This is a genomic window from Streptomyces sp. NBC_00631 (genome assembly GCF_045206895.1).
Lineage (GTDB): Bacteria > Actinomycetota > Actinomycetes > Streptomycetales > Streptomycetaceae > Streptomyces.
Genome location: NZ_CP107734.1, coordinates 7,399,171 through 7,408,997, shown reverse-complemented (window position 1 = coordinate 7,408,997; position 9,827 = coordinate 7,399,171). Strand labels below are relative to the sequence as shown.

Annotated in this window: 7 protein-coding genes and 1 pseudogene; 6 read left to right on the top strand and 2 right to left on the bottom strand. The window is 63.9% G+C overall.

The window, feature by feature from the left end; genetic code table 11:
• The first annotated feature begins 448 nt into the window (after positions 1-448).
• From OHB00_RS34220 to OHB00_RS34195, 6 genes and pseudogenes are all read left to right on the top strand, one after another.
• Positions 449-574: a hypothetical protein gene (locus OHB00_RS34220; protein WP_406440568.1), complete on the top strand. Its 126-nt coding sequence runs from the start codon at positions 449-451 to the stop codon at positions 572-574.
• A gap of 174 nt (positions 575-748) precedes the next feature.
• Entirely contained in the window at positions 749-2,398 is a 1,650-nt protein-coding gene (locus OHB00_RS34215; protein WP_406440566.1) for a CBS domain-containing protein, read from the top strand.
• Positions 2,399-2,644: 246 nt separating this feature from the next.
• Positions 2,645-3,466 (top strand): hypothetical protein, encoded by an 822-nt coding sequence (locus OHB00_RS34210; RefSeq protein ID WP_406440565.1) that lies wholly within the window; start codon positions 2,645-2,647, stop codon positions 3,464-3,466.
• Positions 3,467-5,632: 2,166 nt separating this feature from the next.
• The gene (locus OHB00_RS34205; protein WP_007379522.1) at positions 5,633-5,836 is read left to right on the top strand and encodes a cold-shock protein; all 204 of its coding nucleotides are present in this window, start codon (positions 5,633-5,635) and stop codon (positions 5,834-5,836) included.
• A 263-nt stretch (positions 5,837-6,099) separates the two neighbouring features.
• Positions 6,100-6,390: a GIY-YIG nuclease family protein gene (locus OHB00_RS34200; RefSeq protein WP_406440563.1), complete on the top strand. Its 291-nt coding sequence runs from the start codon at positions 6,100-6,102 to the stop codon at positions 6,388-6,390.
• A gap of 309 nt (positions 6,391-6,699) precedes the next feature.
• Positions 6,700-7,116, top strand: a pseudogene (locus OHB00_RS34195) (transposase); the annotation flags it as partial.
• Positions 7,117-7,355: 239 nt separating this feature from the next.
• Here the strand turns inward: OHB00_RS34195 and OHB00_RS34190 are convergent.
• Both OHB00_RS34190 and OHB00_RS34185 read right to left on the bottom strand, forming a co-directional pair.
• The gene (locus OHB00_RS34190; RefSeq protein WP_406440561.1) at positions 7,356-8,069 is read right to left on the bottom strand and encodes an ArsR/SmtB family transcription factor; all 714 of its coding nucleotides are present in this window, start codon (positions 8,067-8,069) and stop codon (positions 7,356-7,358) included.
• 319 nt (positions 8,070-8,388) lie between these two features.
• A complete protein-coding gene (locus OHB00_RS34185; RefSeq protein ID WP_406440559.1) occupies positions 8,389-9,819 on the bottom strand; it encodes an MFS transporter in 1,431 nt (476 codons plus the stop codon).
• Positions 9,820-9,827: the final 8 nt, after the last annotated feature.

The following is a 9,827-nucleotide window of genomic DNA, read 5'->3' as shown; positions in this document are numbered from 1 at the left end:
GGAGGGGTGGCGAGCGGTAACGCTCGCGGGAACGAACGCAGTCTCAGACATGCACTTCTTTCCGACCATAGCCTTAGTCCGAATATCATGATGCCGCAAGGTCCGACGACCTCGCCAGGACCTGTGGGTTTCCTGATCACGTTTCGGACTACGCTTGCTGGCACCATGGTTGAGGCGACGTCACTCAAGCCGCTGGCAACTGGATACGCACGACCGTCTCCACGCCGCCTTGGACCTTCACCAACCTGGCCGACGTCTGCCGCGCCTGGTACGAGCATGTCGACAACCTCGGCAGCATGTTGCACCGGCTCCCGAGGGACTCCCGAAGGCTGTTCTGGAGCAACTCACGGTCTTCGGCTTCGGAAACGTCCACGAGGGCGGTGCCGACAGCCCCATCCACTACGAGGGTTACCACATCGAGTGAGGTGGCCGGGCCAAGGCCCTGTCGATGTCCGAGAACCAGCGGCTGAACGGCTTGGCCGCGGCGGCTGGGGAGGAAGTACCGAAGCGGCTGATCGTGATTGCCAGCGGCGAGATCAGCCGGCCGGCGGCAGACTTTGCGGACAGAGCCTAGGCGTTCATCTACCACCTCGGCCCTGCGACGGGCAGGCTCTCTCCTCTGAACTCACGCGCCGACGAACTACTGCCATCCGACACGGAACCGGACAGGTATTACCAGGAGCCGTTGTAGCCCAGTCAGCAGGCCCTCATCGGCACCGCTGATGGTCAAGCCTGACTTGGTGCATGTGTGGCTCAGCAGGTCCCCAGCCCGCTAAATTTGGACGCGGATCTGCTCAGGGTCATGTGCGGCATGGAGCGGTGGGGCGAGGGGGAACCTGTGACACGTGCGTGGACTGTACGCGGCGGCCGGTTCGGGCAGCGCGAGGAGACCGCGCTCAACGAGGACCTGGTGATCGCTGGCTGGGAAGAAGTCACAGGTGATTTGTCCGACTACCAGACGGCGGAAGAATTCCGCGAGGCACTCCGCAGCTTCTATCCGTCTGAAGGAGTTCACACCGTTAACAACTGGGCCCACCAGCTCTGGCGGTTCTGCAAGATCATGGAAGCCGGGGACTTGGTGGTGATGCCCAGGAAGTATCAGAGCGTCATCGCGATCGGGCGCATCCTAGACGCCTATGAGTACCGCAGCGATTCACCGCCCGGCTACCGTCACGTGCGCCCGGTGAAGTGGCTCGATGTCGATGTCGCTCGCGCAGCTGTCGCCGGGGACCTGCGTGACAGCATGGGTTCGTTGCTGACCATCAGCGAGCTAAGCCGCCGCAATGCCGTGGAACGTGTCGAAGCCCTAGCGGCAACCGGTAGCGACCCAGGCTATGCCGGATACATCCAGCCACCTGCCGATCCAGCCACTCTCAAACAGGAAGTCGACGAAGCCGGTACGCGTCAGCTGACGGCACGTGACCTCATAGGCCTATGGGGATGGTCCCGAAGGACGACCGACGCGATCGAAGACGTCGAGCACGCCCTGCGCACCCTGGGCTTGTCTGTAGATCCCCATTTCACCGCAGGGCACCTGAGCAGTCTCGTGACCGTCTCCACTCTCGACACCGCTGAGCCCGCCCAAGGCGTGGCAGGTCCAAGAGCGCAGGAGAAAAGCGGCACGCCAGCTGCTTCAGCCGAGGACGAATCACCAGCGAAAGACTTCACCTGGCGAATTGGCAATCTTCCCTTGGCTACGGACGTGGTGTCCGTCACTCTGGAAGAGTCCCTTGGGCGTGCGGTCATGCACATGGTGGAGAACGACTTCTCCCAGCTGCCGATCGTCGATCGGCACCGTCGCCTAGTCGGGGTGGTGACGTGGGAGAGCATCGCTCGCGCCAAGCTCGGCCGCAGACAGGACACCATCGCCGACGCACGAGCCCTGCAGTATCCGCCAACCGCACGGGAAGAAGAGGAGCTCTTCGCTCGGATCCGTGACATACAGCGCCACGGTTTCGTCATTGTGGTCGATGCGGAGAATGTTGTGACTGGCATCCTCACGGCAGTGGACCTCGCTGGCGAGCTCCAAGCTCGTATCCAACCTTTTACCGTGCTGGAGGAGGTGGAACGGCGCCTGCGCCGCGCAGTCGGCTGTCTGTCTGTCGATGATCTGCGTTCATGCTTCAAGGACAATTCTAAAGCGCAAAGAATCCACTCCGCCAAGGACTTGACTCTCGGCAATTACCGTTTCCTGGTGAATGACGAGCAACGCTGGACCAAACTCGCCTGGCCTTATGATCGCGCTGACATTGTTGAGCGCCTCCAAGCCGTCGCCAGGTATCGAAACCAACTGGCCCACTGGGACGTCGACGCCCCGGAGCAAGACTCGAAACAGCTCGAACAAGCGAAGCAGCTGCTCAAGCTACTCAAGATAGTGGACCGTGACCCTACGGAGTAAGCCGCGGACTATACGCGGACGGCGATCTCGACAGAAAGCCCTGACTCCCTGACCAGCCGGGATACATAAATCACAAGGGCCTCGGAGAGGTGGTCGAAGGCCGACCAGGGGCCGCGGACGACTAGGCTGCCCGACTGACACCCCATCAGTCGACAGGTGTAGAGTCGACTCTTGGGTTAGCGACCTAAGCAAGACACAACGCAGCATCACAAAGGGGATAGAGACCTCGCAATGCGGCAAGAAAACATGGCAGATCCCGTGACTTCAAGCGAAGGCCGACGACTCATCCTGAGAGCCTTCGAAGCGGCGAAGCAAAGCGGCCGAAGCAATTGGTCTGAGATGACTACCGCCGTTCTAAAAAACCGACTACTGAACTTGACTGAGCGGGCATTCAAGGAGGAAGACTACGGGGCCCTTAATTTCACGGCTTTCGTTCGGCAATACCCTGACCTCATCGCCTTGGATGAGTCGTCAACGCCTCCTAAGGTAATTCTTGTCGGCGATGTTTCAAGCACCGTCGTCAGCGAGGCCACCGTCGCGGGGAGGCGAATCCGTCCAGACCTGTGGGCCGCTGCAGTGGACTATCAGTCCGGGAATTCATATCACTGGAACGGATCCGAAGTAGTTACAGGCGATGCCATTGAAAATGATGCGGAGAATCTTCCCCAGATCCCTACCATCTCACGAGACGAGATGAGGGGTTGGCGAGGGGACTTCGCAACTAATTTTATCGCGAGGCTGCAAGATGACGACGAGGAGGTCATGCAGATCAGGCGCTGGCATTCGGATTTCCTCCCAACAATGGAGCTGCCGGCCGCAGCTCGTGCCGCCTGGAACGATGAGCTCAAGCATCATGTCATCACTAGGCTTGCGGGCTGGTTCCGAGACCAAGGGCTGCCACTCCCCATTGATCTGGTACAACAACGTCCGCAGCCACGCCGTGTGGTGTCCTCCGAAGCGGCACAGCTTCGCGAGCTGATCCTGCGATGTGTTCGCGCGATGACCGAGGAGGAGTTGCGGAGTCTTAAGCTCCCGCCTACCGCAGTATTGCGCGCCGTCGGACACTGAACATTTGGGCTTCGAACCAGGCGACGCTGGTTCGGGAGGGGGAAGAGTGGCCCAGCATTCCGCAGGAAGTCATGGGGACGTCTTCGAAGTCAGGATATTTGTCCCGAGTAAGGAAAACACTGACCAACGGAACATTCGAAGAATCATCGAGGAGAAGGCCAGTAGTCAGTCGATCAAGTCCTACGTTCGCCGCCTAGAGCCTGTGAAGGTTGCCGGAGGCGATACGGCTGGAAGGCCTTTCGAGTTGTTGAGGCTTGAAGACGCAAAAGAACTCTACGAAAAGCTTCATAGAAGTAACGTAATCGTCGCAGCTACCTCCGGTGCTTTCGTGCGCCGAGATCCCAGTAGCCTTCCGGTGAGACGGAGACAGCTTCTTAGCCTCGAGGCATTCGTCAGATATAAGGCGCCTTTTCAGCTCTTCAGAACTCCAGCAGACGCCTCCCATTTTGCCACTCCTTTCAAGGATCTATTTTCATCGATCGAGAGCTTTGACGTCGCCGACCCACGCATACTCCCACTTCACGTTTTTGACCATGCTAACGAGTGGGATTCACTGGAAACTCCAAGCAGCCAGAAGATGTTTCGGGATACGCATGGGGGAAATACTTGCCGATTGGACTCGGGACGACGTGAATGGTCACGCGCCAAAGCTCTGCATGGTGGAGACACTCTCGTAATCGCTGGGCAAGTACTCCCGAAGGGATTTCACTGGGACGTATGCAGGAAGAAGGGGGAGAAGCACCTAATGACGACGCATGAGGTTTGGGAGTTCAAAAATGCGTCATGCTACTGCAACGTATACCCTGACGGATATGTTCGGGCCGGCCAGGGAAATTCATCAGCCCGCAAGGTCTGGCCAAGGAAGTCAGGGAAATAAAAAAAATGCCTCGCTAAGCTGCGAGGCATTTTTGAGTATTTTTTTGTATCGAGCTCTTACACTTGCGTAGGTTCAAAAGCAGTGGCACCGATGGACCGCTACCAAAGGATTTCCCTTCGGGGCTCGATCGCTATAATTGCGCCATCTAGACACTGCCAGCACCTTACGAAGCTGGGTTGAGTCAGTGCGCACCGATTCAACCCCTCCGGTGGGTGTCAACCCCGCGGATCGATGCCTACGATACAGGTCGATCCAGCGTCTGTCATCGCAGCGGGACGTGAGGCCCGTCTCGGTGCGGGTCCAAGCAAGAACCCTGTCCGCCACCGACGGTTGGAACGACAGCCACGAACCTCGCGAAGGCAAGGGGACAGACGAGGGGCAATCGGGCCCACAGCTGCATCCGTAGGCTGCCCGTGGACCATCTGCGGACCAGATGCGCACGGCTAGCTCGCCGAAGCGCCCTGACCTGCGCATTCTATCCGGGCTGAAAGGGCCTCCGGAGCCGTGTGCGCAGGTTCGAATCCTGCCGGGGGCACTCCGGATTAAACTCCTGACCTGCAGAAATACAGGTCGGGAGTTTTCTCGTTCATGCCAAAACGCACACGGTCTTTTGACCGCTGCTCTTTTCGACGCACGCACAGCTCCACACCCTGTGGATAACCTCTCGTTCCATCACATCTGCGCAGGTCAAAGCCTCGCGGCTGGAGGCTCGACGGTCTCGTTCACCAATAAATACCGACCGTGTTGCGTTATGGGAGCCCTAATGCCGATACCCCAGGCATACCGTGTGTGACCTGCTGCGATGTGACTGACGACACACAGATGTGCAAGCGGTCTCGGGGGTCGTTGCTCCTTGGTCTCAACACTTGGCCAGCACTTCACAGGACGCAACCGTTCGCCTCGGCGGAACGACCGCTCCGACTCGCCGGGCTATGGCTGACTGACGCGCCATCGAGGTAGGCACGTTGGCCGAAGAGAGGCGTTCCGAAGGCAGACCGAGTGATCCACAGCGGCTTCGGCGTAAGGGACGGGCAAGATGGCCGACTGCAGCTCGCCGGCGGTCCAGTTGCTGGCGACTTGGCTCAGTAACGCCAGCCGGTAGGACAGCGGGTTGTAGCGGCTGCCACCCTGCGGGTGTAGCGTCGAGATCCAGCAGTCGTGGTTCCGAAGTCCCGTTCGCCCGTGATCGCCATCACGGGCGTTCTTGCGTTTCAACGCCTCTCCGGACCAGGGCGATCACCTCCTGGGCACGCAGGGCGCGGGCCCGGTTTCCCTCGAAGGAGACGGTCATGGCCAAGGGCACTGTCAAGTGGTTCAACAGCGAGAAGGGCTTCGGCTTCATCGAGCAGGAGGGCGGCGGCCCCGACGTCTTCGCCCACTACTCCAACATCGCCGCCCAGGGCTTCCGCGAGCTGCAGGAAGGCCAGAAGGTCGAGTTCGACGTCACCCAGGGCCAGAAGGGCCCGCAGGCGGAGAACATCCGCCCCGCCTGATCCCGCCGCTGCGACACGGCCCGGCGTACCGACTTGAGGACGGCGGGCCTTGCCGCCCGCCGAATCCGGACAACAGACCAGTACCCTCGGCCCGAGCCTGGGCCCTCGCCGAGTGCGGCTCAGGCAGGCTGAAACTGCAGATGCGAGCACCACACCTGGTACCCGCACCAGTGGGAACGCCCCCTGAGCCGCCGGCCTGATCAAGCTGCGGGGTGATGCCCCAGGCGGTGACAGCTCCGCTCCCTCGCGCCTACGGTGCGCCCATGCTCGATGACGCGACCGTTCAGCGGGCCACGGCCGATCTGCTCTCCGCACCCCAACCCCTCGGCCGCGCCGCTGGCGCCCTGCCCACGACCGCAGGGGTGTACGCCTGGTGGGCGCCGCCCGAGATCCTGGCCCCCTTCCCCGGACCGATCAATACCGGCGATGCCGGACGGCGGCTGCTTTACCTGGGCAAGGCCGGCCGCCTGCGGTCCCGCATCGTCTCGAACCATCTGAGGGAATCCGGACGGTCCACCCTGCGCCGGACCCTGGCCGGTCTCCTCATGCCCTGATGACGCTCTTTGAAATTGGCTCTGTCCGCAGTTCCGTGAATCCCAAGGTCAGCGGCCAGAACGCGGGATCGTTTCGGCAGCGCACTTCCTGCCGTGGCGAGCAAGACGGTTGAGGATGTGCTGTTTCCTGGGATCGATGTGCGAGTGGAGGGGGTGAGCGACTCCTCCGGCGTCCTGGTGGTGGAGGCGGTGTCGACGGCCCTGCCAGGCCGGTGCCCGATCTGCCGTAAACAGGCCCGCCGCGTACATAGCACGTATCAACGCGCCCTGGACGAACACCCATTGGGATCGCGTGGGGTCATCATCCGGCCCGTCGAACTGGTCGGCCGGTTGCGCTCGGACCGGGTCATGCTCCGGGATGCCGGACCGCGTCGCTCCACCCCTCGCGGCGGGCAGCCCCGCAAGCACGGCGGCGTCCTCACCTTCTCCAAGCCGGAGTCCTGGCACACCCCCGACCAGGCCACCACCTGCGACACCACCCGCTACGGCACGGCCGAAGCCCTCGCCTGGGACCGGATGCACCCGCGATTGCAGGCCCGTGGCTCCTGGCTCGACCACTGCGGTGAACTCCCTTTGATCCACGGCACGTTGATCCGGCTGAAGGTCGAGCACCTGCCCGGCGACCGCGACCCGAAACCGGTGTGGCTGTGGTCCTCGCGCACCGGAATGACCGGCGCAGAGGTCGATCTGCGCTGGCAGGCGTTCCTCCGCAGATTCGATCTTGAACCAATACCGTTAGTTTAAGGTGCTCTTGGCTCCGAAGTGACAGTTCATCAGGAGCAAGGAGTGTGCGGTGTTGGGGGCTCGTGATGCGATGAGTGTGGGACTGCTTGCGCGGGTGTATCCGGTGGCAGAGGTGGACCAGGCGATCGCTGGATGCGGGCGTCCGTACGTCCGGTCAGCTGTCGACGGGTGTTTGAGGACTCGCATCGACCTGTTGCCGGCCTTGCCCGGAGCCGCCGTGCTCATGAGCAGGCCAGCCTTTCCGGCGCCACCCCCAGCCAGCGGGCGATGTTGCGTTTGCCCTCGTTTCCGACCACCAGGATCCGGCTGTCGCGTTCTTGGGTCACCCATTCCCTGGCCAGGAACGCGGACAGGATGGCCGCTCCGACGCGGCCTGCGAGGTGGTGCTTGTCGCTCGTCCAGTCGATGCAGTGGCGTACCACGGCCGGCGATCCGTCGATGTCGTTGACCTTGATGGCACCGAGCATGTCCCGGCCGGCCGAGGTGATCCGGTACGCCGTGGGCCCCTTGCCCGTCCGGGTGATCGCCCCCCGGTCCAGCAACCCCTGCATGACCGTGACGCCCAGGTCTCCCGCTGCGTGGTCGTAGCACGTGCGGGCGGCCTTCAAGGAACATGAACGGCGGTACGAACGAAGCGAGTTCGGCTGGAAGGGCGGTGACAGCCGGGCCAGGCACTCCAGGGCGCTGGCCACGTCGGCGGAGGCGAGGCTGTAGAAGCGATGCCGTCCTTCGCTGCGGACGGTGAGCAGATCCCCGTCGACGAGCCGGGCCAGGTGAGCACTCATCGTGGACTGGGCGACCCCTGCCTCCGCCGCCAGCTCGGACATCGCCAATGACTGCCGGTCCAGGAGGGACAACAGGATCCGGGCTCTGGTCGGGTCACCCATCAAGGCGGCCGGATCCACGAAGTTGGCCTCACCGGCTAAATCTCGCACGGCTCGACTCCTTGGTTCTCCCGTGAACGGAGGGCGGAAACCGCCCGGAAACCGTTCGCACATCCAGGTGTTACTTACTCCGTCTGGAGGCGCCTACCGCACTCGGTGGGATGTACACCTACCGGCCGACGGGGTTTCCGATTGTTGGGGAGGACTTGGGCCGGCATTTGCGGTCCATCGCTCCTTCGGTCCGCACCGAACCTTCCTGCCCGCGGGCGGCGCTCCCCCGTGAACAGGGAGCACCCCGACGCCGTCCCGGCGGTACGAGGGCGCGGGAGCGGCGGAGCAGAGCGGCGTCGGGGGCGTGGGCGCCGCCGGGTCAGTGGGCCGAGGTGTCCTCCACTCCCTGCCTGGGGACGGTCAGAACAGTCAGCAGTGCGGCTGCCGCCCACAGCAGGGCGCAGAGCAGCCCCACATGGTGGAGTCCTGTGAGGAAGTCTGCGTGCGCGGCCGGGTCGCCGACCAACGAGCCGAGCACCGCGATCCCCAGTGCACCGGCGGCTTGCCGGGCGGTGTTGTTGACCCCGGAGGACAGGCCCGGCCGGTCGGCGGGACCGGCCCGCAGCGCCGCTGCCACGACCGCGGCGGTGAGCAGCCCCATGCCGGCGCCCAGGCCGACGAGGACCGGAACCAGGACCAGGTAGCCGCTGTCCGGGGCCACCGCGAGCAGGGAAAGCGCGCCCGCCACGCCCAGCAGCAGCCCGGCGAGCATCGGTGGGCGCGGCCCGAAGCGGGCGACCAGGCGTCCGGTGAGGGGCGCGCCGGCCGCAAGCGGTACGAAAAGCGGCAACATCATGAGGCCGGCCTGGAAGGCACCACGGTGCTGCACCCCTTGGAGGTACAGGGTCACCACGAACACCGCGCCGATGCCGGTAAAGTTCATCGCGGCGGCCACCGCGTTGGCACCGGAGAACGCCCGGCGACGGAACAGCTCCAGCGGCACCATCGGCGCCGCCGCGACCCGTTCCCGCCAGATGAACCCGGCCAGCAGCGCCACCGCGAGCAACGCCTCCACGGCGACGGTCATGGTCGAGGTGTCGCCTCCCGCCGCCACCGCGCAGTACACGATGCCTCCGAGGGCCGCCGCGGCGAGCGCGGCTCCGGGCAGGTCCATCCGGTGCTCCGTCGTGCCGTCGCCGCCCGGCACGAGCCGCACAGTGACCAGGGCCGCAACCACCACCAGCGGGACGTTCAGCCAGAAGACGGCGCGCCAGCCGGTGGAGGCCACCAGGAACCCGCCGAGCAACGGCCCGGCCGGCAGCGCCAGGGCCGACACCCCGGCCCAGATGCCGAGGGCGCGGGCCTGTTCGGCTCGGTCGGGGAAGGTGCGTTGGACGACCGCGAGGGTGCCGGGCAGCAGCAGCGCCGCGCCGACGCCCTGGAGCGCACGAGCGCCGATGAGAACGTCGGCGGCGGGAGCCGACGCGCACAGCAAGGACGCCAGCCCGAACAGCCCGAGCCCTACGACGACCACACTCCGGTGTCCCCACCGGTCCCCCAGGGCGCCGCCGGTCAACAGGAACGCGGCCAGCGTCACGCTGTAGGCGTCGACCACCCATTGGAGTCCCGACAGACCGCCGCCCAGGTCGCGGCCGATGCTCGGGAGGGCCACGTTGACGACGGTCACGTCGAGCTGCACGAGAAACATGCCGACGCACATCACGAGCAGCACGATGGTGCGCCGCGAGCCGGCCGTCGCCGAGGCACGACCCCGATGGCCCTGGTCGGTTGCGGAGGGCGTTGTCTTCATGGTTTCCA

Excerpts from the sequence above, each read along its gene's own strand:
- OHB00_RS34210 (WP_406440565.1), top strand. The coding sequence starts at position 2,645 with ATGGCAGATCCCGTGACTTCAAGCGAAGGCCGACGACTCATCCTGAGA.
- OHB00_RS34205 (WP_007379522.1), top strand. The coding sequence starts at position 5,633 with ATGGCCAAGGGCACTGTCAAGTGGTTCAACAGCGAGAAGGGCTTCGGC.
- OHB00_RS34185 (WP_406440559.1), bottom strand. The coding sequence starts at position 9,819 with ATGAAGACAACGCCCTCCGCAACCGACCAGGGCCATCGGGGTCGTGCC.
- OHB00_RS34200 (WP_406440563.1), top strand. The coding sequence starts at position 6,100 with ATGCTCGATGACGCGACCGTTCAGCGGGCCACGGCCGATCTGCTCTCC.
- OHB00_RS34220 (WP_406440568.1), top strand. The coding sequence starts at position 449 with ATGTCCGAGAACCAGCGGCTGAACGGCTTGGCCGCGGCGGCTGGGGAG.